The organism is Nonomuraea sp. NPDC050783 (assembly GCF_040802095.1).
GTDB lineage: Bacteria > Actinomycetota > Actinomycetes > Streptosporangiales > Streptosporangiaceae > Nonomuraea.
Genome location: NZ_JBFAHK010000042.1, coordinates 15,556 through 40,726 on the forward strand (window position 1 = coordinate 15,556; position 25,171 = coordinate 40,726).

The following is a 25,171-nucleotide window of genomic DNA, read 5'->3' on the forward strand; positions in this document are numbered from 1 at the left end:
CGGGCGGACGAACCCGCCGCCCGGCCACGGCCTGGATCAGTGCACCTGTACATAAGCGCCGAAGGCCAGCGCCACGTCCCACACCCGAGAGAAGACGATCACGCGGCCGCCGTCCAGCCCGCCGCAGTACACCGGCTTACTGACGGCGGAGGTGATGCCCTGCGCCGCGACCTCGTCGTACCAGTTGGTGTAGGAGTAGACCGGGCCGCCGCTGTCGCCGTGCGCCACCGCGCAACCGCCGACGACGCTCTTGGCCCGGACCATGTGCTTGACGTACTGCCCGTTCGTGTACGTGCCGCTCCACCCGGTCTCGGTCACCTTGATGAGGCAGTACTCGCCCAGGGACGACCCCGAGTTGCACACGAAGTTGCCGACGTACGCCTTCCACAACGCCACCACCCGGTTGCTGGTGGAGGCGCCGGGTCCGCCGTCGAAGACGTCGGCCGTGGCGTCGGCGAGCACGATCGCGGCGTCCCGCTTGGGAAGGCGCCACTGCAGGTCGCCCATGTAGTTCGCGGAACTGCCGGTGCCGCCGCCGTCGTAGAACTGGTCCCAGAAGTTGCCGCAGTGCGCGGCGGTGAGGAAGCCCGGATTGCCGTTCTTGTCATAGACCGCAAAGCCGGAGGTGCAGCCGGCGCCGGTCGTGGCGTTCCAGGTCCGGCCGCCCGCGTAGTAGCTCGGCACGTCGTCCTGGCGACTGTAGGCCGGGTCGAAGCTTTCGCCCCGGTCCAGGGTGATCGGTGCGGTGGCGCCGCTCGGCCGCTGGAGCTGGTCGGGGCTGGTGTCCTCGCCCGCGACCGAGATCCGCACGCCGCTGCCGTCCGGCTGCGGGGCCGCCCCCGTCACCTGGCCGGACTCGCTCCACTTGTCCGCCTCCGCCAGGAGCTCGGCGTAGGAGTGGGTGGCGGGCAGCACGGACACCGGGGCCGTCAGCCGCCCCTCGTCGATGAGGGACCGCACGGCCGCGGGCACCGAACCCTTCCAGTACAGGCGTACCTCGTGGTTCTCGGGAGCGACGATGACGCCGCCGTAGCCGTCGGCGGTCTCGGCCCTGGCCAGGATGCGGTCGGCCACCCCGTTCAGCCGGGTCTGCTCGGTGAAGAGCGCGTCCCAGCTCGCGAAGCCGCCGGGGACCTGGCCGCGCGGGCCCGTCGTGTCCCTGGTGGGCGGCTTGCCCGCGGCGTCGGTGGACTGCCGCGTGAGGTCCGGGTCGTCGGTGGTCCGCGCCGCGGCGGCACCCGCGCCCAGAAAGGGCACGACGGCACACGCGAGGCTCAGCACCATCAGGCGTAAGCGGATGTTCTTCTGCATGGATTCCCCTCATGGTGGTCGAGAAGCAGGGGCCATCACAGCAGTGATCAGGTACGCGCTCCGCGTCGAAGTACCGGGTCCGCGTGTGCTCTCGAGGCTTGCGGCTCAGGACGGGATGAACAGCCAGGATCTGGAGCACCGGATTCGTAGCGGGAGTCCAGGCGTCTGGCGGCCACGCCGGGCCACGACGGCGTGGCCTGCCGGCGGGAGCCCGCGAGTTCCAGGGGTGCCACCCTGGCGACCTCGCGTAATCGGCTGTCGCGCGTTCATGTTCCCTGGGCTGTCAAAGTCACCCGCCGCAGTGGCCGGTTGAGCGGGACGGGTCACCGGCCGGTCAGCGCGCTGCTCCACGCGGATCGTGTGCCGCTCACTGACGTCCTCAAGGCCGTTGGCCTCCACCCAGTTCGCCACCGCCTCCACCTCGTCGGCGTCGGCATACAGGGCGTATACGGTACGGGCAAAGGGGTGGGTACACGCCCGCGGTGCAGGAGCGGCGGGAGCGTGTACGGTTGCAGGCTGCCGAGTGGTTCGAGGTCGGAGAGCCGACCAGAACGTTCTCCTGGATCGGCTACCGGGACCTGATCGTGGCCACCCACCAGCAGTTGGACGCACCCCTGGCCTGGTACCGGGACAACTTGAACGTGCGCCTGGCCGGCCAACGCGCCAACTTCGCCGCCCAGCACGCTGAGCACGCCGATCACGCCGATAGACCGCGCATCGTCCAGTTACCGGCCTACGCCGCCGAGCTCAACCTTGTCGAGGACGTCTGACGGCGACGGGAACGGCGACGCGGACGGCGGCCAAGCAGGCAACGCTCGCTCTACGACACCGGCGTGACGATCCGCCGTCATGACGGCAGATCGCTCTTCCCGGGCCGCGGGGCGTCGCGTTCCATCTTGCGTAGGTCAGCGAAAGCGCGGGCAGCACCGGGATCCTCTCGCCGAGCTCATCCTGAGTAGCTGATCATCGCGAGTCAGCCAGAGCTAGTTGATGTCAGTGGCGATGACACGAACTCACGACCTCAATGGGGGGGCCGGCAAGGCCCCGGGGCTGTGCCCGGGGCCTTGCCGGCCGGAGCGGCGATCTGGCAGGACCGCCGCCCCGATATCGCCGGCAGTTCAGACGATCCTGATCCCCTGGATGCGGACCCCACCGGGATGGTTCGGCCAGGTGAACACGGTCCACTTCGGGATCGGCTGAGCCGGCTGCCACCTTCCGTCCCCGTACCACTGGACGCGGTTGTTGCCGGTCGAGATCCGGGTGACCCACCAGATATCCTGGACGTACATATCCGTTCCGCCGTTGGCGTAGCAGTAGTCGGCTGACGAGCCACCGGTTGCGTGGATTGTGGCGCGCACGAGGTCGGTCCGGTCGCCGCACGGGACCTCATTGATCGCGTACGCCGCCGTCGGGAGGGCGACGGCAAGTGAGGCCGTCACCGCGACGGACGCCAGAGTGGCCAGGGCCGCGCGTTTGGTGATGCGTTTCATGGACTTCTCCTTTGCAGTGAGATTCATGCGGTGGAACTGGAGCCGGACTATCCGCAGGCTTGACCAGGAGATCTCTGGCCGCCTGCCGGGGTGGCTGTCTCGCTTCCGATGCGAACACCACGGCTCACGACCGGCTGCGATGCCACGGGGTGTCCGATCTGCCTCAGACGGGCTGGCCGACCGGCCGGATGGTCAGGGTGTTGAGGTCGACGCCGGCCGGCTGGCCGAGGGCGAAGCAGATGGCCTTGGCGACGGGCTCGGGGGACAGGGCGAAGGGTGGGGCGCCGGCCGGCCAGAAGGCGGTGTCGGTCATGCCGGGGTTGACGAGCGTGACGCCGACGCCGCGGCTGGTGGCGTACATCCGCAGGTTCTCGGCCATGCCGGTAACGGCCCATTTGGTGGCGGAGTAGAGGTTGCCGGGGCTGTTCTTCAGGCCGGCGACGCTGCCGATGAGCACCAGCCGCCCGCCCGTGGTCTCGAGGTGAGGCAGGGCGGCGTTGGCCAGCAGGGCGGGGCCGAGGACGTTGGTGAGGACCATGGGCGCCCACAGTTCCGGGTCGCCGTCGGCGATGGTGCGTGGGTGGTCGGCGGGGATGAAGCCGGCGTTGGCCACCGCGGCGTGCAGGGCGCCGAAGTGTGCCACGGTGCGGGTCACGGCGGCCTGGGTGGCCGGCCAGTCGGCGGCGTCGGCGATGATGCCGAGCAGGCGGTCGGGGTGGCCGGTCTCGTCGAGGAAGGACTTGAGCTTGGTCTCGTCGCGGCCGGTGACGGCCACGCGGTGGCCGCGGTCGAGGAGCAATCGCGCGGTGTGGGCGCCGATGCCGCTGGTCGCGCCGGTGATCAGTACGGTCTTGCCGGTCATGGTCACTCCCGGGTGCTGGAGGTCCTGGTGGTGCATCACAGGAGGGCGTCGACGGTGATGGGCGGGCCCGATCACCACGACAAAAGCTGGTCGGACGGGGTCCATCTCCGTGTCGCAGGTCGCGTTCGATTCGCTGATCCCAGGAAACCCGCCTGGCCGGGCGCGAGACAGAGCGCATTTATAGGGGGGATAAGCTCAACCCCCTTACCGTCGGCGCCCGCGCGAACCCTGCGGTTACCGTGGGAGCATGGACGACCGGTCCGACAACCGTGACCAGATCCGGGATTTCCTCGCCATCCGGCGCGCGAAGCTCACTCCGGAGCAGGTCGGGCTGCCCACCGGCGGTCGGCGCCGGGTCCCCGGGCTGCGCCGCGAGGAGGTCGCGGTGCTGGCCGGTGTGAGCACCGAGTGGTACACCCGGCTGGAGAAGGGCCACATCAGCGGCGTATCGGAAGAGGTACTCGACGCGGTCGCCCAGGCCCTTCGCCTGAACCAGGACGAACGCACCTACTTGTTCGACCTGGCCCAGGCCGCCCGGCCCGCCCGCCGCGCACCTTCGCGCCGCAAGGACGTCCAGGTCCCGCCGCGCGTCCAGTGGCTGCTGGACTCCATGACGATGTCAGCGGCGTTCGTACGCAACGGCCGCCAGGACATCGTCGCCCACAATGCGCTGGCTCGGGCCCTGCTCGCGCCGGTCTTCGACAGCTCTGCCACCACACGGCACGGTCGCGCCAACCTCGCCCGCTACATCTTCCTCGACCCGGGCTCCCAGCGGTTCTTCGTCGACTGGGACGCGGCCACCGCCGTCAGCGCCGCGCTGCTGCGCGCCGAGGCCGGACGCGAGCCCCACGACCGGGCGCTACGCGACCTCGTCGGCGAGCTGTCCACGCTCAGCACCGCGTTTCGCGGTCAGTGGGCCGCCCACGACGTGCGCATCCGCCACGCCGGCGGCAAGCGGCTGCGGCACCCGCAGGTCGGCGACCTGGAGTTGACCTACCAGTCCCTCGGCCTGCCGATCTCCAGCCGGACCGTGTACGACCTCACCATCTACACCGCGGAACCGGGCAGCACCTCAGAAGATCGGCTCAAGCTCCTGACCAGCCTGGCAGCCACCCAGGCGGCACACCCCACCAGCCAGCCGCGTTGAAGCGCGCCGCCTTGCTCACGGCCTGCAGCTCGGGCACCTATAGCTACGGCGAGCCGCCGCCCTGAGTGGGACTGTACAAAGAACGGCTCTGGCCCACTTTCGGTGGTGACGGACCGTGGCCGGCCGAGCGGAATGCGATGGCGGAGGAGCGCGAAGCCGGTTGCCGGTGTAGCCGGGTTTCTTGATCTCGGCGAGGAGTCGGGACTCTCGTCCTGCCGCCGCCGGGCGAGTCCGAGGTGGGTGGCGTCGGCGTGGCGGGGATGATCTGCCGGAGGAGCTTGTGAGACTGCGGGGCCTCAGTGACGTGGGTCCGGACCCTCGGTGACGCCCCAGGTCTCCGCGAGTCGGCCGTTGTCGATGCGGAAGATCTCGATGAGCACGGGCCGGACGTCGCTACCCGGGGCCGCCATGCCCTCAATGGATGAACGGATGGCCACCTTGTCGCCGTCGATCAAGATGTCGTCGGCGACAACACGCATGGCCGGGAACTGGGCAACGACCTGGACCCAGGCCTTCTTGCCCGCTTCGAACCCGGTGGCGCCAAGCGGGTGGTTAAGGAAGTCGGGCGTGAATAGATCGGCGGCCTGGTCGAACTGCCGGGTGTTGAAGCATTCCTGCATCCGCAGCACCAGGGCGCCGGCTTCCTCGCGTGTGGTCATCGAAGGGTCCTCCTCGTGTTCGGTGGGGCCCTGCCTCGTGGTGAAACGACGCGGCCTCACAACCGGGGCTTCGCCCCGCTTACATGTCGAGCAGCATACGGGGCGACGCCCCGGTTAAGCTAGGGATGAGATGTCCAATCGAACGCCCGAACGCACTCCAGCCGAGCCACCGAAGGCCCCCGTGAACGGCCGGGAACTACGGGCCGACGCGCGCCGCAACCGTGAGCTGGTGCTCCGGACCGCTCAGCAGTTGTTCGCTTCACAGGGCCTCGGCATCTCGCTCGACGAGATCGCCCGCCGCGCGGGTGTCGGTCCAGGCACCGTCCACCGGCACTTCCCCACCAAGGAAGCGCTTTACCTCGCCGTCGCGATCGACCAGATCAGGCAGTTGGTCGCTGAGGGAGAGGCGCTCACCGGTACCGACGATCCAGCCGCCCTGTTCACGCTGCTGTCCCGGATGATGACCTCGGGCGCGGAGAACGCAGCGGTGAAGAGCGCGCTCACGGCCGCCGAGTTCGATCTGCGCAACGCCGCTCCGGACGCCGCTGCCGACCTCACGCACCAGGTCGCACGTCTGCTCGATCGCGCCCATCGCGCCGGCGTCGTACGCCACGACGTGACAACCGACGAGGTGATGGCCATCGTCGCCGGCGCCTTCACCGCGATCCGACACGCCGACGCGGACGCCAGCCGCGAACGCTCCGCACACATCGCCCAGATCATCCTCGACGGACTACGGCCCCGATCCCGATAGCAAGCGGCCCTCGCTGCTCCACTCGCCACCAAGCCAAGGACCTCCACCCCACGCCCTCCCCGCGCCCTCCCCGCGATCAGGGTGACCGACAACGACTGAGGATCTGCGATCAGCTACCTGTCGGTTGGGGACACGTTCGGGAGCGAAGGGCCAGCGAGGCGAGACGGCCACGGACCGGCACGAGCTGTCGCGCTCCGTCACCGCCGAAAGTGGGCCAGGGCCGTTAGTTTTTACAGTCCCCCGCTGGTGCCGGCTCGTGACTCTCCCGCCTTCGGGGGTCTGCCGGTCGGTGGGAAGGGTGCGGGCGAACCTGGTGACCACGTGCAGGGTGCCGGTGATGGCTTGCGGGAGCAGCTCGGGCGGGAGGTCGCGGCGTAGCGGTCCTTCCTGCTGGCCGCGTTTGACCAGGGCGAAGACGGCCTGGTGCATGCGCCGGGAGGCCGGGGGCGGTGACGGGCGGTGGGAGTCGGCGGGCAGGGGCTGCCAGGCGGAGCTGACGGCGAGCATCGGGTAGCGCTGGATGATGGCGGCCGTCTCGATGATGAGCGCGCGCAGGGCGGCGACCGGGTCGAGGTCGCTTCCCGACGCGCTGGTGATGACCTGCTGGGCCTCGGCGGCGGCGGTCTCGAAGATGGCCAGGCGCAGGGCCTGGTGGTCGGGGAAGCGGCGGTAGACGGTCATGCGCACCAGCCCGGCTTCGTCGGCGATGCGTTGCATGGTGGCGTTGAGGTCCTCGGCCAGCACCCGGGCGACGGTGGACAGGATCAACGCGTCGTTGGCGCGGGCGTCGCTGCGTGGCCCCCGGCGGCCGCGTTGGAGCCGATGTTCGGGCCCGGCCACACCCACCCGCACGGCCCGCTCGCAAACGTGCGTCCCCGGCTCGATGAGGGTCTGCCCGCATGAGTGAGCCACCTCGCCTCCCTGGCCGCCACCACAGTCCTGCACCTGGGCACCCGCACCGGGCCTGATCTCGGCCCTGGCCCGCCAGATGGTGGATGCGGGGCTCGCCGCCCACGACACCGTCGTCACGCACACGGAGCCCACCCTGCACCGGTAGATGGGGGAGGACACCCGCTTGCGCGAGGCAGTCGAGCGGCGCAGGCACGAGCAGCCGCTCGCCAAGGTCGCCGAGGCCGGGTGCGTGCCGGTGGCGCTGCCCACCGCGTCCTCCCGGGACTTCGCTGATCAGGCGTTTTGCGCCCATGCGCCTGGAGCGGGCCCAGAGTCGGGTGATCAGCAGGTGAAGGATGACCCAAGCGCAGCGTGGCGGTGGTGCGGCCGCTTCTGCCCCCACGATCGTGATGTGCAGACTCCGTCCATCGGACCTCAGCTCAAGCCCCACCCGCGGAAAGAGGTTGCACTCCGAATGCCTGCGTTCCTTCGCGTTCTGGGCGTCACAGTCATCGCCGCCGCCGCGCCGGTCGCCCTCAGTCCGAGCATCGCCCCCGCTGACGACTAAAGCTCGGCGTCCGTATCCGGCGAACTTCGGCGACCACACGGTGAAGGTCGCCTGAGCCGGTCTGAACCTGGCCCTGGTCAAGGGCACTTTCAATCCGTAGGTTCCGGAGCCGAGTCCCGGGTGCCCTATCAGCGGGAACACCCTCGGAGCGAGCTTCGTCCGAGGGTGTTCCCTGACGGGTCTGTCACCAGGCGACGGTGCCGGGCCGGCCGGTTCCTCAGAACGTGGTCGTGTTGGTGATCTTTCCGAGGACGAGGAGATCGCCGGGAATGTAAGCCTGCTCCAAACTGATGACCTGGGCGGCGGGGAAGAGCAGGTTCTCCAAGGCGAACACCGAGACAGGCCTGAAGGTCACGTTGCCCACCTGGTCCTTGAGCGCAGCCGGGAGCTTTTCGCTGATGCCGTTCAGCGCTCGCGTTTTGAGGTCGTTGTCGTTGCAGGCGCATGGGCCGCCCGGAGTGAGCTTGCTGTTGCCGACTTTGACCTCCGGCGTGGTGTTCTGGATCTGGATGGTCTGGTCCGCGGAGATCCCGATGGGGTAGGTGCCGCTCAGGTCGACGTTGACGGTGACGCTGTGACTTTCCCAGCCGGACCAGACGCAGATGGTGCTGGTGGGCGTGTCGGCGCATTCCATTTTCCGGAACTCGAAGTGCTGGTCGACGGTCTTGCTGAGGCTGAGGCCGATCCCCGAGGTCGCCGGCTGGAAGATCAGCCCGCTGACGTCGCAGGTGACGGTGTTGCCGGAGGAGTCGATACGGAACGAGTCAGAATGTTCTTTGAAGTCGACCCAGGCGCTGACCGTGCCCTGTTTCACCTTCGCCGTCCACGTCTTGGCGTCGTTGCCGGGGTCTACGGCCTCGAGGACGAAGCTGGTCTTTCCTTGGTTGAAGCCGCCGACGAAGATGTCCTGGAACATGATCTTGGTGTCGATCATCAGCGAGCAGTCATAGCCCTCAGGGATCGGTTCGTTGACGTTGATGGCCAAGTCGTTCTTCTGGGCGCCGTTGGTCGTGATGAACAACTGCAGCATGTTCCCCCGGGAGTTGGAGGAATGCACGTTGAGCCGGAATCTGGTCGGCTGCAGCGACTCGATCGTGGTGAGGTTGCTGAAGTCAACGGTGTTGATGACGTATTTGATGTCGTGGGTCAAGAAGTAGGTGGTCAGTTTGTCGTTGAGTTCGGAGCGGGTGGTGAGCTTTATGTTGCGGGCGGTGAAAGCGCCTTGCGTGAAGTCGAGCACGACCGAGTGCGTCGTCGAACCTGTCCTGGCCGCCGGCACCAGGCCCTCTACTTTGGCCAGCGGCACCGTGCCCTGCAGGGCGGCCTGCTTGCCGATGTCGATGAGCTCGTCTTTGAACCACCGGATCGCGGGATCATCCGCCGCGCCGTCATCCGGCTTCCAGTCGGCCGGCACCAGCTTGGCACCGTACCGGTAGCGGCCTTCGGTGATGGTCTGAAAGACGGTCACGTCGTTGTTGTTGTTGGTCTCGAACTGTACTTCCGGACTGGAGAGCCGCGCCTCGAGAACCTCGACGTGGGCGACGCACATACCGGGGTTGCTCAGGTCCGGCTCCAGCTCTTGCCAGGCGACCACGTTGATCGTCATCCCGGCGTCGCTGTGATGCTCTTTGTACTGTTTCTCGAGGAAGGCGTTGACCTGATCCTCCATCAGGTTGAACACCACGTCCCAGCCCTTGAGTACGGCCTGGCTGATGTACATCTGCTCGACCAGGTCATGGACGTTCGCACTCGTGGCCACCGGCGCGGCGGCGTCGGCGGTCCCCGTCAGCAGCTTCCGCCGCTCCTGCTCGGTCAGCAGCGCGGTGACGGTGAAGGTGAGCACCAGGTCGACCGTCCGCCCGGCGAAGGTGAGGCCGCGGTTGGCGGCGGTGTCCGGCAGGCTGATCTTCCAGGTGCTGAACGGGGTCACCTTGGTGATCTTCTCGTCGAACGGTCCAGGCTCACCGCCGTAGATGAGGTCCCCCGTGCTGATGTCGTACTCGTACGGACCGAAGTGGCGCTCGACCGTGTTGAAGGTGAGCGAGCGGCGTCCGGTGTCGCGGTCCTCGAACGGGCTTCCGCCATAGGTGAGATCGAGCAGGTAGCGGCCGCCGTCCGAGCCCGCGATGCCGTCGATCCTGGCGACCACCTTGTCCACCCGGACCATGGCGTAGTCGAAGAACTCCGCCACGCCGGGCTGGATGATGAACTCGTACTCGCTCCCGCCGGCCAGCCGCCGGACCGGGACGCCGGTGATGCGGTACTCGATGGGATCCTTCACCCGCTGCGGCGGCGGGTTGAACCTGGCGAGGGCGTTGATGATGTTGCCCTGCTGGTTCTCCATGACCGGGAGCAGCCCGGGCACATCCAGGCGGGTGATCGGCGTGGGCCGGCCGAGGTACTCGTACTGCACGGCGCAGTCCTGCAGGATCAGGGTACGGGCGAGCTTGGCGAGGACCTGCTTGAGCTGGAACTCCATGACCCCGGTCAAGCCCAGCAGGTCGATCCTGGCGTGGTCCGGCGGCGCGAGGTCGTCGAGGTGCAGCGACTCTGACAGATCCGCGAGCCGCTTGCCCTGCTTGTCGTTGACGGCGGCCAGCCGCTGGTTGAAGTAGATGTCCTTGAGGAGCTGGGCCTGCTTGGCGCGGGCCTCGACCCATGCCTGGCCGCGCAGGACGAGGATGTCGAAGGCGGCGGTGACCTTCGCCTTGACGGCGGCGAGCTCGCTGGGCACCGCGGCGAGGGAGGCGTTCATGTTGATGCCGAACTCCTTCCACTCGGCGGCCGTGGGCAGTTCGAAGTCGGTGAGGGCGTCGAGTGTCCGGTTGGCGGCCTGCATCGCCTTGACCTGGTCCTGGATGTCGGCCTTGAGCTTGTCGAGCGCGCCCAGCACCGAGAAGATCTTCTGGATCTTCTGCACCTGCTGGCCGAGCGTGGCCACCGCCTTGATCTCGCTCGCCGGGATCAGGAACGTCGTACCGGCGGTGAAGAGGTCGGTGGCCACCTTGAGGGCGAACTCGAGGACCTTCTCCCTCTGCCAGTCGGTGATCGCGTTCTTCAGCTCACCGACGGCCTTGTCCACCACGTCGCGCTGGTCGCTCAGCCGTTTCTCCAGCCTGCCGATGTCAGTGACGCTCTTGTCGAAGTCCTGGCGCTTCTGCTCGACGATCCCGTCGTAGAAGCCGGACACGTCTTGCTGGCCGGCGGACAGCGCCGCGAGGTAGCCGGTCAGCAGGCGGCCTGTGCTCTTGATGTTCTCGTTGATCTTCTCGGCGGTGTCGGCCTCCCGTTCCGCCTGCCTGCGCTGCCGGATCTGGCTCTGGTAGTCGCGGACGGTGTCGCTGAGGTCCCTGGCCACGTCCAGCATCGCCGCCACGTGGTCCTGGTAGGTCGCGTACGTCAGGTACGGGACCGCGGCCCCCTCCGTCTGCAGTTCCTGAGCGACGCGTGCCAGGTAGCGGGCCTGGGTGCGTACGGCGAGAAGTTCCTCGTCGGAGGAGTCGGCGGGCACCAGGCCGGCGATCCACTCCAGCTCGTCGCGGCTGAGCTTGCGGACGATCTCGGACCGCGCGCCGCGCGAGTAGAGCATCGACTCGGCGGCCACCAGGGAGAACTGGAGGCTGGTCGTCAGTTCGGCGACGGTCGCCGGCTCGGGGACGGCGAACACGTCCGCGGCCATGCTGATCTTCGTCCGCCCCGTCTCCGGGTCGACGCCCCGCGTGGCGAAGCGGTACCCGTCGAGCACGACATGGTGCACGTGGTCGTCGACGGCGTCCAGGCGCAGCGCGCCGTACATCCGCCCGCAGCACAGCACCAGCGAGTCCAGCGCCTCGCGCTTCATGCTCAGGACGGGCAGGTCGGCCTGGCCGGAGGTGTCGATGATGTGGCTCAGGATGCGCACCCTGGCACCGGGCACCACCACCCTCCCGGACGAGACCAACACATGGCTCATCAGGGTGAAGGAGGTGACGTCGCCAGGATTGGCGAGTTCGACGCCGCTGAGGTCGGCCCTCTCCTGGCAGATGTCGACGGTCGGGGTGGCCAGGGTGGACAGCCAGCCGTCGGTGACCTGCGGATAGAGGGTGGCCCAGTCGTACTTCGGCTGGGACAGGACGGGAAGACGTACGGCGTCGCCGTGCTTCTGCAGCATCGCTCCCCGGTAGAACCGGTCCCAGCACCGCGCCCACGCCGGTTCGCGGTTCGGGATGAGCTCGCTGAGCTGGGTCAGCTCGAACCCGATCGGCACCTGCCGGTCGAACTGACAGAGGAACTCCGGCTGCTTGCCCATGTGCGCGGAGTAGGCGGTGAAGATGCTGGCGGGTACCTCGTAGCGTTCGTCGGCCCAGGCGCCGCTCCGGACGGTCTCGTCGATCCTGGGATCGTCGCTGGCGGCTCTGATGTGGCCGTGCTGGCTCACGTAGCCGTACCGCCGGCCGGTCTCCGTGCTCACCGCGGTGGTGTAGTAGCGGTAGCTCACAGCGGCCGGCCCGGAAACCTCACCCCCGCTGCCCGCGTCATACGCGAAAGCGGCCGCCAGTTCGGCGAAGTCGTCCGGCTCGTAGGCGAACACCTGGTAGATCAGCTCTCCGTGGTCGATCCCGGAGACGAAATGGGTGCCGTAGGCGTAGAAGGAGTCGAGGTAGTCCTGAGCCTCCGAATGGCGCAGGTTACGGCGGCGTCGCTTACCGGTCGCCCGGTGATACCGGAGCTCGTGCGGCAGTTTCTCCAGCGCCATCCGGGCCTCGTCCGTCAGGTACTCCTCCCGGTTGCGATGTCCTGGACGAGCGATCACGTCGTGCACCGACGTACCCGTCGACCGCCGCAGCCGCACCAGCAGAAAGCAGAAGCCCCGGTCGAGGTCCACGCCCAGGTGCTCACCCAGATCGCGGTGGACCTGGTCGCTGTCGGCGTCGTTCAGGACCAGCGGCCCCGCCGGAACCGACGCCGTGCCGTCCTCCGGCACCCGGACCCGGTAGTCACAGAGCCGGCTGATGAGGCTCGGCGCGTCCTCGTGCAAGGTGAGCAGGGGCTGACTCCAGGACACGTCCGGGGGCGGCTGGATCACCTGGTCGAGAAGTTCGGTGGGCTGGTTCGGCGGGGCGAAGAACGGGGGGTCCGCCGGGTCGGCGTGGCGCGGACGCGGGCGGTACCCGTACAGCAGGTTGGCGGCGCTCCCGAGGCGGATGGGACCAGTGGCGGCGAACATGGCGTCTCCTTGCCGGATCACAGGGTGGGCCAGCAGCCAGAGCCATCGAGCGGCCGAGCGACAGGCAGCGGATGCCACCACGCAGTTCCGGGAACCCCGCCAGGTCAGGGCGCCACAGCGCCTGCGGAGTCCTCGTCGTCCAGACGTTCATTCGCTGCTGATCGGTCATCACCCCGACCGGTGCCCGCGCAGGACTACGCGGATGGCCAAGGGAGATCAAACAGATGTCCTTCGCGGATGCCGGGAGGAGCGCCTGGTCCTCGATGGCCTGCGGGCGCTCGCGGCCGAGGGCGCGCCGCTGGCGGTGCGCCTGGCCGAGCCGGATGCGGAGGTGGTCCAGGCGCGGGCGGACGCCGAGGCGAGGGGCGTCCGCCGGGCTGGCAACGGTGGGCGTCGGTGGAGGCCGCCGTGGACGGCTACGTGCTACGCGAGAGCCTGTACGGGCCGGGCCGCTCCGGCTGCACCCCGGCCGACCGCGGGCCCCGGGTGCCGGCGCCGGGGCTGCGCCGGCAGGTCGCGGTCTGGCATGACCTCAGAGGTGTCGAGGTCCAGATGCTGGGCGAGGACTACGGCGGCAGCGCCTCCGGCTGGCGCACGGTGGGCTGGTGCGCCAGCCGCCCCGCCGTCCGGCGCACCCTGATCTGGACCACCTGGCAGGCGGCACTGACCGCCCAGGTGCTCGGCATCGGCAGGGCGGCCCGTACACGTGGGCGGAAGCCTGGGGGCCCCGGCATCCCGACCGCGACCTGCACGACTGGACCCAGGAAGGCCGCGAGTTGAGCGAGCGATTCCCCGAACCCACCTGGGAGGAACGCAGCCAGCACATCGACGCCTTGCGCCGCGCCCGGGAGGGCGCCCTGGTGGACGCGCTCGCCGGGCGGGGCGGCCTGACCCGCCGCCAGGCGGCCGATCGTCTGGCGGCGGGCGGGGAGAGGTACCGCACCTTCCTCGATGGGGGCAGGCCACCATCGCCCGCGCCCTGCACGCCGGCCACGGCCCAAGGGACGAACCGTAGAGGCGACACTACTGAGACATCCCAGGAGCTTAGGCGTCAAGCTGCGAGCTTCCCGAGATCCTGGGACGTCTCTCAGGCGCCTGCCGACGCCGCCACGTGCTCGGCATACACCTCAGGCGGGTTGGCCACGTACACCATCTCGGTGTCCTCCTCGGCCCACGAGGCGTTCGACGTGCCGCCGGGGAGGTAGATCGCCTCTCCGGGGCCGGCGGTCAAGGTCTCACCGCCGGCGGTCCGCACGGTGTAGGAGCCCTTGGTCACGATGAGCACCTCGTCGTAGGGGAAGGAGATGTCCATCGACTCTCCCTTGTCGAGGCGGGCGAACCCCACGGTCATTTTCGCGTCGGGCCGGGAGGCCGCGTCGATGAGGTCGTTGACGTAAATCCGGTGGTCGCCGACGGCGGTCCAGGAGCCGTCAGCGGTGGTGATCTTCTGTACGTTCATGGCTTCGACGGTAGAACCTCAAGTCAGCTTGAGGTCAAGTCATCGCCTATCGCTCAGCTCAGTGATCCGAGTCTGAATCTTGGAGATCTTGAGCACCAACGCACCTAGGCATAGAGGGGAGAAACCCTGGCCGTGGTGTACGAAGTGCCGTACGGCTTCGTATGAAGGTCCGTACGATCCTGGAGGCGCTCAGCTCATGCCCACGTCCACCGTCGAATACCGCGAGCCGATCGGCGCCGGTCCCACGCTCACCGACTTCGTCGTCACGGTCGACCAGGTGGAGTTGGAGGCCCCCGGGGAGGGCGCGCACGGTGCCGCATCGACGGCCCCGGCCCGGCGACCACGATTGCGGCACCTGACGGCACGGCGGTTGCAGGAGGCCGCCCGGCTCCTGGCCGGGACCGCGCTGCCGCATCACGCCATCGCGCGGCGTGTCGGCCATCGTTCCGAGGTCGGGTTCCATCCGGCGTTCAAACGGGAGTACGGCGTCACTCCCGGCGACTACCGACGGGCCGGTCAGGGCGGTCGCGGGCGGGTTTCTTGATGGCCTCTCGCCGGCGGCGGTGAACACCTGGGCGTTGGCGTTGGTCAGCCCGGTCACTTGCTGGGCGAGCCGAGGCGCGCCAACTCGCCTTGGTTCCCCAGTGCCCCGGGGGTTCGGTGCCCGCATGGGATGGTCGCAGGGGTGGCGTGCAAGGCTTCCGCCCAGCGGACCAGCGATGACAACCCTTGTGACGGTGGCGGCCGCCGCCGCTCCGACCGCGCAGCGAAACCCGGATCACAGGACGAAACCGTGTTTCCGAGTCCGCTGGTTCGTTGTCTTGCTCGAAGATGAGAGGACGCTGTTCTTGTTGCGATCGAATAGCGTCCTCTCATCGCTGGCGGGTGGTCGTCAGGTGGTGCTGGGAGAACTTGTCATTGGTCTGCCGGCCGCCAGCCCGGGCTGCGGAGTATACGGGTGACGATGTTTACGGCTGGGTGGGTGCCACGGCCGCGTGGCCATCACCGGCCGGTCCGACCGCCGCATGGCCATCGGCCTGGGCCGGCGCCGCGACAGCCGTCGCGCCGGCAGCCATGGCCGCCACGAGAGCGAAGCCGGCATATGCACGCTTGAGGTTCACTTGTCCTCCATCAATTCATGACGATCGTACGGTGGATGTATATCAGGCAATCTCGGTGGGCCCGGCGCAGGATTGTGCGGAAACTGGACGGGCATTTTCGAATGCCCTGCCGTGTGATGCTGTAGATCAAGCCTCCAGCTGCTCAACCCATACCGGCTAGATGTTAAGGAAAGGCGCTTCCCCCTTCCTTCCGTTGTTCTTCCCCTCCTCCTTAGGGCCACGTGGAAGGCCAGTGCTGGACTCCAGGCCGATCAGAGCCTGACCGGCTCGTCCGGTTCTTCGAACGAGCCGAAGAAAATCCGGCACCGGCTCCACCTGCTCGCCGGCTGCCCTACGAATGCAACTCGACATCGGGCTTTCCGGAAGAAGCGGGAAGATCGGCAGTAGAAGTTGGGAAGCGCAATTGATTAACGTCTCCGGTCGGGCGGTCGAAGATGGTTTCATGGCGCCGAGTCACAGGTGATGTAATTCTTGAAATGGAGGATCGGATGACCGCCACGGCGATTGACGAGTCGCTCCTGCCGTGACCGTGACCGCTGGATCAGCGCCTTTTGTTGCGATGGCGCGCCTGTCTCGTCGCAACGGGTGCTTTCGGCCGGCCCGGCGGTCTGGCGGACCCCATGAGGATCCTCATGTGAGGGCGCACGTGTATCGCTCGGTCGCTCCGGCGGGCACAAGGATGCGGCCAGGCGTCGATGGAGTCATCGGATATTGACGTCCTGGGCAAGAGCCAGAACTTTCCCAGGATTCGCTGTTGGTTCTCGTAAAGATCGGAGAGGCTTTCGTGCTGTTCTTACGCCCCGCCCTTCCCCCCGCCATTGTCGCGATCGGTCTTGCCTTGGCGATCGCCGTGCCGGCCCAGGCTGCGGCAGTTCCTGCGATCACGGTCCAGAACGGCCGTACCCAGCCGGTCTTCTCCTACGCCGACGCCGTTCGCGAGCACGTGTACGTCGAGTCCCCGGTGGACAGCGACTCCGACGGCGCCCTCGACAAGGTCAGGGTGGACATCATCCGGCCCAAGGAGTCCGGCCCCGGCCTCAAGGTGCCGGTGATCATCGACGAGAGCCCCTACTACGACAACTCCGGCCGCGGCAACGAGGGCGAGCGCAAGGTCTACGACGCTGCTGGAAATGTCACGAAGTTTCCGCTCTTCTACGACAACTACTTCGTCCCGCGCGGCTACGCGGTGCTCAACGTGGACATGCTCGGCACCACCAGGTCCGAGGGCTGCCCCGACGTCGGCGGCAGGGCCGACGTGCTGGGCGGCAAGGCCGTCATCGACTGGCTGAACGGCCGCGCCAGGGCGACCAGGGCCGACGGCAGCCCGGCCGTGGCCGACTGGACCACCGGCAAGGCCGCCATGATCGGCAAGTCGTACGACGGCACCCTGGCCAACGCCGTCGCCGCCACCGGCGTCGAGGGCCTGAAGACCATCGTGCCCATCTCGGCGATCAGCTCCTGGTACAAGTACCAGCGCTCCAACGGCGTCATCTACAACCTCGACTATGCATCAGGGCTGGCCGACTACGTCGACACCGACCCCGAGTCGAAGTGCCAGGCGGTCCGCGACCGGCTGGACGCCGAGGACGGCGACGACACCGGCGACTACAACGCGTTCTGGGCCGAGCGCGACTACATCAAGGGCCTGCTCGGCGACGCCTCCAAGGTCAGGGCCGGCGTGTTCGTCGTGCACACGGTCAACGACCTCAACGTCAAGCCCGACAACTTCTCCACCTGGTGGAAGGCCCTGGCCGAGCGGGGCGTGCCGCGCAAGATCTGGGTCGGCCAGACCCAGCACGTCGATCCGTTCGACTTCGAGGGCCGCAGGGACCTGTGGGTGGACACCCTGCACCGCTGGTTCGACTACTGGCTTTACGACGTGCCCAACGGCATCCTCCAGGAGCCCCGCGCCGACGTGGAGGTCGGCCCGGCGCGATGGACCACGCAGGACGACTGGCCGGCGCCGTCCGCGCTACAGACGTGGTTGTGGCCCGTCTCCGACGGCTCGCTGGGCGGCGCACCCGTGGCGAGCGGTACCGCGACGTTCACCGACATCGCCATGTCCGAGGCCGACATGGTGGCCGACGTGGGCACCGCCAAGCCCGGCAGGGTGGCCTTCACGACCGGCGCCCTGCCGCAGGACCTACGCCTGTCCGGCACACCCACCGCCGACCTGCTGGTCAAGCTGGACAAGCCGACCGCCAACCTGACCGCCCTGCTCGTCGACTTCGGCGAGGACACCCGCGTCGACTGGCGCCGGGGCCAGGGCATCACCACGCTCGCCGAGGAGGACTGCCACGGGGAGAGCACCGCGGCCGACGACGCCTGCTACAAGAAGGTCGTCACGAACGTCGCCACCCGCCCGCTGGAGATCGTCGCCCGCGGCTGGATCGACGTGCAGAACCGCCACTCGCTCAGCCAGGCCGAGCCGCTGCCCACGGGCACGTACGGCACGGTCAAATGGCTGACGCTGCCGCAGGACTACACCTTCAAGAAGGGGCACCGCATCGGCCTGGTGGTGGCCGGCACCGACTCCGACTACAGCGAGGAGACCGGCACCGGCGCAACCGTCACCCTGAACCTGGGCAAGAGCAGCGTCGTCGTCCCGTTCGCGCAAGGCACGCCGCTGACCGACGTCCCCAAGGACACGACCACGTTCCGCGGGCCGAAGAAGCCGGACCTGCCCAAAGCCGACACGAAGTTCACCTTCTTCTGATCGTGACGGCCCTGGGCCATCGGCCCGGGGCCGTACCCGCTAATGGCGCGCCACGTCATGGACGGGCGCATGGGGCTGAGGCCCGGGCAGCGGCCGATCCGAACCCTGCTCGCTGTTCCACTGCGACGGGAATGTTCCACTGCGACGGGAATGGGTGAGCGGTTCGGGCAAGCCCCCGACGCGTCGACACTCGCGCCCGGAGCCGGCGTTGCGGAGATCGAGGCATTCTGGGTGACACGGCGCTGGTGGCGGCGCGATCAGGGCCGGCCGGAGGCCGGGCCGCGCAGCCTGGGGGAGAGCATGACGCCCAGCAGCGCCATCAGAGCGGTGAGGACGAACGTGGCCAGCAGGGCGTCATGGGCGGAGCCGCCCCAGTGCCGGGCGATCGCCAGGGCCGCGCCGCCCAGCCCGGCGAGCACGCCCGTGGCGAGGGTCTGGGCGAGTTGCAGAGCCGCGCTGACCTCGCCCTGCCGGTGCGCGGGTGTCTGCTCCAATGTGCTGGTGGTGGAGGCGTTGAAGGCGCCGCCCATGCCGAGGCCACCGATCGCCCAGCCGATCACGGCCACGTACGCGGGAACGGCCGGCACCAGAATGGCCGATGCGACCAGGACGACACCGGCGAGCAGGATGCCGAATCCCAGCATGACGCCCCAGGTGCGGCTGCCCGGGCCGCGGCCGTCCAGTCTCGACTGCAGCGCGGACCCGATCACCCAGGTGATCGCGCCCGCTGACAGGCCGAGACCCGCCTCGGTGACGCTGAGCCCGCGCAATTGTTGCAGGCCGAGGGGGAGGAACGCCTCGCTGCCGAAGTAGACGCCGCACAGGAGGGCGCGGATGACGACTCCGGCGGCGATGCCGGCGCGAGCGCCCAGGGTGCCCTCGGGCGTCACCCGGCGCAGGGCGGGCAGCGCGATGGCGAGACCGGCGACCGCGAGCACGGCCAGCAGGACGAGGTTCGACAGCAGCAGGGCCTGCAACAGGAGGCCGGCGCCGATGGTGAGCTGAGCGGCGGCGATCGTCGGGCCCTTCCACCACGGCGTCGCCAGGCGCGGTGCGGGCGCGATCTCCAGGGCCCTCCCGCGGAGCGCGGGCAGGGTGAGCGCGGCGGCGACGGCGATGATGGGCAGCATGAGCAGGAAGACGGCCTGCCAGCCGGCCCGATGCGCGAGGAGGCCGGCCAGGACCGGTCCGACCAGCGAGGGGGCGGTCCACGCCGAGGAGAGCAGGGCGAACATGCGGGCCCGCAGATGCACCGGGTACATCAGCCCGATCACGGTGTAGGCCATGGCCATGATCGCACCGACGCCGAGTCCCTGGACGAAGCGGCCGGCGAGGAACAGCGGCCAGGACGGGGCCGCGCCGGCCACAGCGCAGCCCAGGGCGAAGACGGTCAGGCCGATCGCCATCGGCCGCCACGGCCCCGTGCGGTCAGCGGATCGACCGGCGATCACCGTGCCGATGATGTTGGCGAGCATGAGCGCCGACAGCCCCCAGCCGTAGGCGCCCAGGCCGTCCAGGTCGCGGGCGATCACGGGCAGGACGGTCGCCACGCCGAGCGACTCGAAGGCCACTGAGCCCACGGACACGATCACGCCCAGAGTGAGCGCGCGGTAGGGCCGGCCGAAAACGCTCGTGGACGTTGCGACCGCCTCGCCGCCGGCGGCAGCCGGCGCGCCGGCAGCGCTGACATCTCGGGACACTCATCCTCCTTCACATTAAGTTCCGTTCCGGTACGGAACTATATTGTCGAGCATACCTATAATGCCTTGGGTGAGGAAGAGCGCGACCGGATCGCCGCCCCAGAGCGAGGGCACCGAAGGCCGACGTAGCGGCGGAAGGCCACGCGACCAGCGCATCGACGCGGCGGTGCACCACGCCGTCATGGACATCCTGAACGAGAAGGGCTACGCGAAGCTGACGCTGGAGGAAGTCGCCGCCCGCGCCGACACGAGCAAGCCCGCTCTGCGCCGGCGCTGGCGCTCGCGACAACATCTGGTGGTCGACGCGCTGGCCACCACCGTCGGCACCACTCCCACGCCCGACACCGGGTGCACGCACTGCGATCTCATCGCCGGAATCAGCACGCTCAGCCAGGCCTTCAGCGGTCCCGTGGGGCGGCGTGCCCTCCCGGCCCTGGTCGCTGACCTGGCCGACGACCAGGAACTCGCCTCGGAGTTCCTGGACCGGTACTTCCACCCGCGCAGGGCCACCACCGCCCAGGCCCTGCGCCGGGGGATCGAACGCGGAGACATCCGCGCGGACGCCGACATCGACCTGCTGCTCGACATGCTGGGCTCGACCACGTACTACCGGTTGCTCTTCGGCCACCTCCCGATCACCCTCGAACTCGCGGAGGACGTCGTCAACGTGGTCCTCGCGGGCGTGGCCACCGACCAGTGGCGCAGGGCGCACCGTCCGTGAAGCTGGGCCCATCCCGGGTACGGGCCGGGGCGGCGGCGCCCGTCCCCCGCCCGCCGTCTGGTCCGTGGCGTGGGCCGTGGCGTATGGCCACCACGATGACCATGCCCGCCTGCGCGCTGCGCCCCGGCGACCATCGCGAAGGTCGTCGATGGCGACACCGTGGACGCGATCGTCGACGTCGGCTTCGGCATCAGCCACAAGATCCGTGTACGGCCGGTGTCTGGCGACGGTGACGCCGGAGGCGGAAGGAGGTCACCCTGCTGCGGCGTCTTGGGAACCACTCACGCAAGAACCGTCTCTATCGAGCCTTTCGCGCACGAGAAGATCATCAAGTTCAACGAGTTGCCGGCCAACTGCGTCATCTACTCCACTGCCCGCGACATCACCGACGCCGCCAACGCCATCGCTGCCGAGGGGCGTCCCGTCGACCCCGATGATCCAGTGCTCTGACCGGGAGTGGATTGTGCCTGCTGGTCACGCCCGGCGAAGTGCCTTCACCATGATCTGTTCCCTGGCCGTCCCATCGGGCAGCACGTCGCCGGGCTCTCCCGTGACCGTGAACCCGTTGCGCCGGTAGAGGGCGATGGCAGGTTCGTTGCCCGGGAGCACCGCCAGCTTCAAGGCTGCTCCGCCCGATTCCAGAGCCCAGGTCTCAACTGCCGTAAGCAGTCGGTTGCCGATTCCACGGCCTCGCACCTCAGAGCTGACCCAGACGGACCTCAACTCCCTGATATCAGCGGCGCCGGGAAGGCCGCTCGCCATGCCAACGGCGTGCCCGTCCAGCAGTGCAGCCACGTGGTAGGCGCCGGGAAGCTCCAGGCGGGCACGCCAGCGTTCTTCTTCGCCTCTGTCCCAGTCGGCGAGCCGGACTTTGAACGCGTTCGGCGCATCGGTCAGCGCCGCAAGGCGGAGTGCGCGCCACAACGGCCAGTCGTCTGTCGTGAGAACCCGCAGAGTCACCATGCCGACGAGTCTTTCGTCGTGCGTCCGGATAGGTCAAACCATGATCGCGCCCGACCCGGCGCGCGGCCCTCGCGTCGCTCCGTCAAGCGTGGCGGCAATGCCCGGCAACGTTCGCCGAGTCGTTCGATCACGAGGCGAGGACTGGTCTGCCGGAGCCAGTGACCGTACAGTCCCGGGTCTGCCGATCTGCAACGATCGAGAGTGTTGAGCGACCTCTCGCGTGGGAGGCGTCGCCGTGACGGGTTGTGCAGAATCACGGTTATGAGACTGCGTCTTGATACGGTGAGCCATCCGGCCAGGTGGCCTGGGTATGCCGCTGCGGTGTGGGGATTCGTGTTCGCCGTTCCGAGCTTTTACTGGGCGATGGGCGGTTCTGCTGGGGTTACGTCCACGATCTCGCCGCAGCTGGTGGAACTGGCGCTGAAGCAAGATCCCGGTTTCCTCGCGGTGTTGTGGGTGACCGGCGTGCTCAAAGTCGTTGGGGGGCTGCTGGGCCTGGCTCTGGTACACCGCCGTGCCTGGGGGCGCGGCATGAGTTGCCTCCTGCAGTTGATGGCGTGGGGCGCGGGGGTGCTGCTGGTCTGGCATGGAGCGCTGTTCGTCGGGCAAGGACTGCTCGTACAGGCACACCTCATCACGCTCGCCCCGGAGTTGCTGTCCGTCAGCCGCTGGTACACCTACCTGTGGGGGCCATGGTTCGTGGGCGGCGGGATCGCCTTCATGCTCGCCGCACGCGTCCACTTGAGCGCGATGGCCGGCCGCCGGGATGCCAGGATCGCGGGCCTGGTCGGCGGATTCGGCGCACTGGTCCTGTCCGCCGCGGCTCTGATGGCAGGAATCGGATAACTCATCTGCGCGGACCGGGGCCGCAGCCTCGGCAATCGCCTCTGACCAGCCCTATCAGCCCTTTCCGCCGTACTTGGTTTGTCCCCCTGGATGACCAGCGCCGTGATGCGCGGCATCGCCACGGTCATGCGCTGGCACTGCCGGCAACGCGCCGCCTCAGGACCTTGAAGTCGCCACCGAGGTGGCCGCGCTGGTCGGCCGGCTCGCCTGGAACGTGGAAATTCCTCGCCATCGTCATTCTCGTGGCTGGCATCCAACAGGCGCGCCCCAGGGTTCAACGCCAGCGGCTCCGCATACTCCCGTCAGGACGCCGGGACATCCCTGATCGCGGCGGTGAACCAGTTGGTCAGCCCGATGAGGGCCATGAGGGCGATGCCGATCAGCGCAGACATGTACCAAGCGGGGCAGAGCACTTCAAGGTCGTGGTTGTCGTTGCCCCGCCATGCGGGACCCACGGGATTGAGGGCGGTGGCCACAGCGAGAGTGAACAGATACATGAGGCTGAAGAGCCCGCCCGTCGGCGGAACCTCGTTGTCGGCGAAGCGGCGCCTCTGCCGGACACGCAGGGCGATCAGGGCCGCTGGGTGCCGTCGACGCTCATGTCGCTCCCGCGTTCGGTGATCTCGCTTAACTTCATTGGCTGATGAAGTAATATACGGCAGGCAGATCGTAACTTCAACGTGGGTTGAAGAAATCCGACGGAGGGCCGTGTCGGCCTTCCGTGCTGGCAGAAAGGTGTATGCATGCCCAGCGATCAGCCCTCTCGCCGCGCACTCCTCCGCAACACGGCAACCGCCGGACTGGCGGGCGCGGCAGCCGTCCTCGCATTACCGCCTACCCTCACCGCCGCCGACCCGCGGCGCTCCGCCGCCGTGACCCTGAGCGGCGACGTGACGGGATACAACACCAGGGTGTTGCTTCTGGGCACCTCAGGAGGTCCGGTACAGGTTCCCGGCCGCACGATGATCTCCAGCGCGGTCGCCGTCGGCGACCGCTTTTACCTCGTCGATGCCGGCTCAGGCGCGGTACGGCAAGCGGCTCTGGCCGGGATCGGCCTGCCGGCGCTCGGCGCCGTCTTCATCACCCACGGACACTCCGACCACCTGGCGGACCTCTTCAACCTGGTGTGGCTCGCCCAAGGCCCGGCGGCTCCACCCCTACCGATCCACGGCCCCGGACCGGCCGGGTACCTGCCGCCGCCCCCCGGAAACGCGCCCGTACCGGTGCTCAACCCCGATCATCCCACCCCTGGTCTGCGGGACATCTTCACCGGCTGGCTGGCGGCGGCCACGTACGACATCAACATCCGCACCAACGAGAACGGTCCTCCCGGAAGGGACTTCACCGAGAAATTCGCCATCCGCGAGATCATGCCGCCCGCAGCGGTCGGCGCCTCTCCTGAGCACACCGCGCCCGACATGCCGCCGTTCACCGTCTTCGAAGACGACCGCGTGCGTGTCAGCGCGATTCTGGTGCCGCACGGGCGGGTCTTCCCGTCCTACGCCTATCGGTTCCAGACCGAGGACGGCTCGGTCACCTTCTCCGGCGACACCGCTCGCTCGGACAACGTCGCCAGGCTGGCCGACGAGACTGACATTCTCGTGCACGAAGCCGTTGATATCGACTATTACCGGGACCAGGGACTGCCGGACGGAGCGCTCGAGCACATGCGCCACGCTCACACCAGCCCAGAGGAGGTCGGCAGAGTGGCAACAGGGGCGGCGGTCAGGCGAGTCCTGCTCAATCACCTGACGCCCGGTGATGCCGCCGCCGTACCGGACGGAAAATGGGAACGGCGAGTACGCTCCACCTATGGCGGCCCCGTATGCGCCGGGCACGACCTCACCGCATTCGGAGTGGGCAAGAAGGGCTGACTCATCGTCGGGCGCCCCTCCTGCCGGCCATCGGCAGGAGGGGCGCCCCTCGCCCGGACACGCCCGCGAACAACTCGCCAAGGTTTGTGGCAGGACACCCCGACTGAGCCGATCAACCGAGCAGGTTCTTCAGAGCGTCCCGTGGCTGACTCCGCGACCGTCCCTCACCGGCTTCGGCCCGGACGGCGGCAAGCTCGCCACGACGAACTGGCCGACCTGAGAACGACATCATTGATCAGGTGCTCGTGCGGTTCGCGGGTGACGCGGCCGAGTGGGCATGGACGGGACAAGCCGGTCCGCGACAGGAGCGTGCGGTCAGGCGACGATAGAGCCTCCAGAGGACAACCGCGGACAACAGAGATGCGGGCGCCTCGATGAGAACCTTGACGGCTCCCATCGCGAGCGCTTGATCGTCGAGGTAGAGCCTGATCTGGTTGGCGGTGAGCGCGGCCTCCACCAGGAACCAGATGAGGTTGACGATGGTGAAGGCGCGTAGCTGGACGGGGCAGCGCCGCCAGGCCGTCCCCCGCCGGGTGAGCACGCCGTACGCAAGCCCGAACGGCGGCAACCTGAGCAGGAGCAGGACGGGCGTGGCGACCGCGAGTGCCCCGCGCATCACCAGGAGCGGCAGGAAGAAGTCGGCGGCGTTGCCCGACGCGGTGACCAGAGCCGCGGCCCCTGCCGACACGCCGAACCCGGCGAGCGCCGCCCATGGCTTACGGGCCTGCCGTACTCGGAGGAGAGCCACCGCGGCGGCTGCCGCCAGCGCGGTTACCAGTGACGGCGCGATCTGCCTTGTCATGGCGTACGCCACGGTGAAGCCGATGACGGGCAGCGCGGTCTCGACCACGTGGACGCCGACCCGGCGCAACAGGTCCACGGG

At 68.5% G+C, this 25,171-nt stretch carries 20 protein-coding genes; 10 read left to right on the forward strand and 10 right to left on the reverse strand.

Going from position 1 to position 25,171, the window contains the following annotated elements; genetic code table 11:
- Positions 1-36: 36 nt before the first annotated feature.
- Positions 37-1,311 carry a S1 family peptidase gene (locus AB0H75_RS48320; protein ID WP_367808487.1) on the reverse strand — a complete coding sequence of 425 codons (1,275 nt, stop codon included), beginning with the start codon at positions 1,309-1,311 and terminating at the stop codon, positions 37-39.
- Between the two features lie 482 nt (positions 1,312-1,793).
- Here AB0H75_RS48320 and AB0H75_RS48325 point away from each other — a divergent pair, with 482 nt between their 5' ends.
- The gene (locus AB0H75_RS48325; protein ID WP_367808489.1) at positions 1,794-2,081 is read left to right on the forward strand and encodes a hypothetical protein; all 288 of its coding nucleotides are present in this window, start codon (positions 1,794-1,796) and stop codon (positions 2,079-2,081) included.
- A 348-nt stretch (positions 2,082-2,429) separates the two neighbouring features.
- On the opposite strand, the gene AB0H75_RS48330 is transcribed toward AB0H75_RS48325, so the two are convergent.
- Together AB0H75_RS48330 and AB0H75_RS48335 are read right to left on the reverse strand one after the other, a co-directional pair.
- Positions 2,430-2,801: a beta/gamma crystallin domain-containing protein gene (locus AB0H75_RS48330; protein ID WP_367808491.1), complete on the reverse strand. Its 372-nt coding sequence runs from the start codon at positions 2,799-2,801 to the stop codon at positions 2,430-2,432.
- A 163-nt stretch (positions 2,802-2,964) separates the two neighbouring features.
- On the reverse strand, positions 2,965-3,663 hold the full coding sequence (locus AB0H75_RS48335; RefSeq protein WP_367808493.1) for an SDR family oxidoreductase: 699 nt from the start codon (positions 3,661-3,663) through the stop codon (positions 2,965-2,967).
- A gap of 247 nt (positions 3,664-3,910) precedes the next feature.
- Between AB0H75_RS48335 and AB0H75_RS48340 the strand changes: the two genes are divergently transcribed.
- A complete protein-coding gene (locus AB0H75_RS48340) occupies positions 3,911-4,810 on the forward strand; it encodes a helix-turn-helix transcriptional regulator (protein ID WP_367808495.1) in 900 nt (299 codons plus the stop codon).
- Positions 4,811-5,106: 296 nt separating this feature from the next.
- On the opposite strand, the gene AB0H75_RS48345 is transcribed toward AB0H75_RS48340, so the two are convergent.
- Positions 5,107-5,469, reverse strand: coding sequence for an ester cyclase (locus AB0H75_RS48345; protein WP_367808497.1), 363 nt, complete (start codon positions 5,467-5,469; stop codon positions 5,107-5,109).
- A 181-nt stretch (positions 5,470-5,650) separates the two neighbouring features.
- Here AB0H75_RS48345 and AB0H75_RS48350 point away from each other — a divergent pair, with 181 nt between their 5' ends.
- Positions 5,651-6,223, forward strand: a complete 573-nt coding sequence (locus AB0H75_RS48350; RefSeq protein ID WP_367808499.1) for a TetR family transcriptional regulator — start codon at positions 5,651-5,653, stop codon at positions 6,221-6,223.
- Here AB0H75_RS48350 and AB0H75_RS48355 read toward each other — a convergent pair.
- Both AB0H75_RS48355 and AB0H75_RS48360 read right to left on the reverse strand, forming a co-directional pair.
- Positions 6,203-7,384 (reverse strand): TetR/AcrR family transcriptional regulator, encoded by a 1,182-nt coding sequence (locus tag AB0H75_RS48355; protein WP_367808501.1) that lies wholly within the window; start codon positions 7,382-7,384, stop codon positions 6,203-6,205. The genes AB0H75_RS48350 and AB0H75_RS48355 overlap by 21 nt on opposite strands.
- A gap of 515 nt (positions 7,385-7,899) precedes the next feature.
- Entirely contained in the window at positions 7,900-12,888 is a 4,989-nt protein-coding gene (locus AB0H75_RS48360) for a hypothetical protein (RefSeq protein ID WP_367808503.1), read from the reverse strand.
- Between the two features lie 396 nt (positions 12,889-13,284).
- On the opposite strand from AB0H75_RS48360, the gene AB0H75_RS48365 reads away from it, so the two are divergent.
- A complete protein-coding gene (locus AB0H75_RS48365) occupies positions 13,285-13,668 on the forward strand; it encodes a hypothetical protein (protein ID WP_367808505.1) in 384 nt (127 codons plus the stop codon).
- Positions 13,669-13,975: 307 nt separating this feature from the next.
- Here AB0H75_RS48365 and AB0H75_RS48370 read toward each other — a convergent pair whose 3' ends face one another.
- The gene (locus tag AB0H75_RS48370) at positions 13,976-14,347 is read right to left on the reverse strand and encodes a hypothetical protein (RefSeq protein ID WP_367808507.1); all 372 of its coding nucleotides are present in this window, start codon (positions 14,345-14,347) and stop codon (positions 13,976-13,978) included.
- Positions 14,348-14,543: 196 nt separating this feature from the next.
- On the opposite strand from AB0H75_RS48370, the gene AB0H75_RS48375 reads away from it, so the two are divergent.
- Together AB0H75_RS48375 and AB0H75_RS48380 are read left to right on the forward strand one after the other, a co-directional pair.
- Positions 14,544-14,891, forward strand: a complete 348-nt coding sequence (locus AB0H75_RS48375; protein WP_367808509.1) for a helix-turn-helix domain-containing protein — start codon at positions 14,544-14,546, stop codon at positions 14,889-14,891.
- Between the two features lie 1,361 nt (positions 14,892-16,252).
- On the forward strand, positions 16,253-18,184 hold the full coding sequence (locus tag AB0H75_RS48380; RefSeq protein WP_367808511.1) for a Xaa-Pro dipeptidyl-peptidase: 1,932 nt from the start codon (positions 16,253-16,255) through the stop codon (positions 18,182-18,184).
- A 257-nt stretch (positions 18,185-18,441) separates the two neighbouring features.
- Here AB0H75_RS48380 and AB0H75_RS48385 read toward each other — a convergent pair whose 3' ends face one another.
- Positions 18,442-19,770 (reverse strand): MFS transporter, encoded by a 1,329-nt coding sequence (locus tag AB0H75_RS48385; protein WP_367808513.1) that lies wholly within the window; start codon positions 19,768-19,770, stop codon positions 18,442-18,444.
- A 184-nt stretch (positions 19,771-19,954) separates the two neighbouring features.
- On the opposite strand from AB0H75_RS48385, the gene AB0H75_RS48390 reads away from it, so the two are divergent.
- Both AB0H75_RS48390 and AB0H75_RS48395 read left to right on the forward strand, forming a co-directional pair.
- Positions 19,955-20,605, forward strand: coding sequence for a TetR/AcrR family transcriptional regulator (locus AB0H75_RS48390; RefSeq protein WP_367808515.1), 651 nt, complete (start codon positions 19,955-19,957; stop codon positions 20,603-20,605).
- Between the two features lie 159 nt (positions 20,606-20,764).
- The gene (locus AB0H75_RS48395) at positions 20,765-21,055 is read left to right on the forward strand and encodes a hypothetical protein (protein WP_367808517.1); all 291 of its coding nucleotides are present in this window, start codon (positions 20,765-20,767) and stop codon (positions 21,053-21,055) included.
- Between the two features lie 24 nt (positions 21,056-21,079).
- Here the strand turns inward: AB0H75_RS48395 and AB0H75_RS48400 are convergent, their stop codons facing one another.
- A complete protein-coding gene (locus AB0H75_RS48400) occupies positions 21,080-21,568 on the reverse strand; it encodes an N-acetyltransferase family protein (RefSeq protein WP_367808519.1) in 489 nt (162 codons plus the stop codon).
- A gap of 261 nt (positions 21,569-21,829) precedes the next feature.
- Here AB0H75_RS48400 and AB0H75_RS48405 point away from each other — a divergent pair, with 261 nt between their 5' ends.
- The gene (locus AB0H75_RS48405; protein WP_367808521.1) at positions 21,830-22,414 is read left to right on the forward strand and encodes a DUF3995 domain-containing protein; all 585 of its coding nucleotides are present in this window, start codon (positions 21,830-21,832) and stop codon (positions 22,412-22,414) included.
- Positions 22,415-23,157: 743 nt separating this feature from the next.
- Positions 23,158-24,288, forward strand: a complete 1,131-nt coding sequence (locus tag AB0H75_RS48410) for an MBL fold metallo-hydrolase (RefSeq protein WP_367808523.1) — start codon at positions 23,158-23,160, stop codon at positions 24,286-24,288.
- Positions 24,289-24,523: 235 nt separating this feature from the next.
- Here the strand turns inward: AB0H75_RS48410 and AB0H75_RS48415 are convergent, their stop codons facing one another.
- Positions 24,524-25,168: a DUF3159 domain-containing protein gene (locus AB0H75_RS48415; RefSeq protein WP_367808525.1), complete on the reverse strand. Its 645-nt coding sequence runs from the start codon at positions 25,166-25,168 to the stop codon at positions 24,524-24,526.
- Between the last annotated feature and the right edge of the window lie 3 nt (positions 25,169-25,171).

Bases quoted from the DNA above. Each gene is read 5' to 3' on its own strand.
- AB0H75_RS48320 (WP_367808487.1), bottom strand. From the start codon at position 1,311: ATGCAGAAGAACATCCGCTTACGCCTGATGGTGCTGAGCCTCGCGTGT.
- AB0H75_RS48330 (WP_367808491.1), bottom strand. From the start codon at position 2,801: ATGAAACGCATCACCAAACGCGCGGCCCTGGCCACTCTGGCGTCCGTC.
- AB0H75_RS48335 (WP_367808493.1), bottom strand. From the start codon at position 3,663: ATGACCGGCAAGACCGTACTGATCACCGGCGCGACCAGCGGCATCGGC.
- AB0H75_RS48340 (WP_367808495.1), top strand. From the start codon at position 3,911: ATGGACGACCGGTCCGACAACCGTGACCAGATCCGGGATTTCCTCGCC.
- AB0H75_RS48345 (WP_367808497.1), bottom strand. From the start codon at position 5,469: ATGACCACACGCGAGGAAGCCGGCGCCCTGGTGCTGCGGATGCAGGAA.
- AB0H75_RS48360 (WP_367808503.1), bottom strand. From the start codon at position 12,888: ATGTTCGCCGCCACTGGTCCCATCCGCCTCGGGAGCGCCGCCAACCTG.
- AB0H75_RS48370 (WP_367808507.1), bottom strand. From the start codon at position 14,347: ATGAACGTACAGAAGATCACCACCGCTGACGGCTCCTGGACCGCCGTC.
- AB0H75_RS48375 (WP_367808509.1), top strand. From the start codon at position 14,544: ATGCCCACGTCCACCGTCGAATACCGCGAGCCGATCGGCGCCGGTCCC.
- AB0H75_RS48400 (WP_367808519.1), bottom strand. From the start codon at position 21,568: ATGGTGACTCTGCGGGTTCTCACGACAGACGACTGGCCGTTGTGGCGC.
- AB0H75_RS48405 (WP_367808521.1), top strand. From the start codon at position 21,830: ATGAGACTGCGTCTTGATACGGTGAGCCATCCGGCCAGGTGGCCTGGG.
- AB0H75_RS48410 (WP_367808523.1), top strand. From the start codon at position 23,158: ATGCCCAGCGATCAGCCCTCTCGCCGCGCACTCCTCCGCAACACGGCA.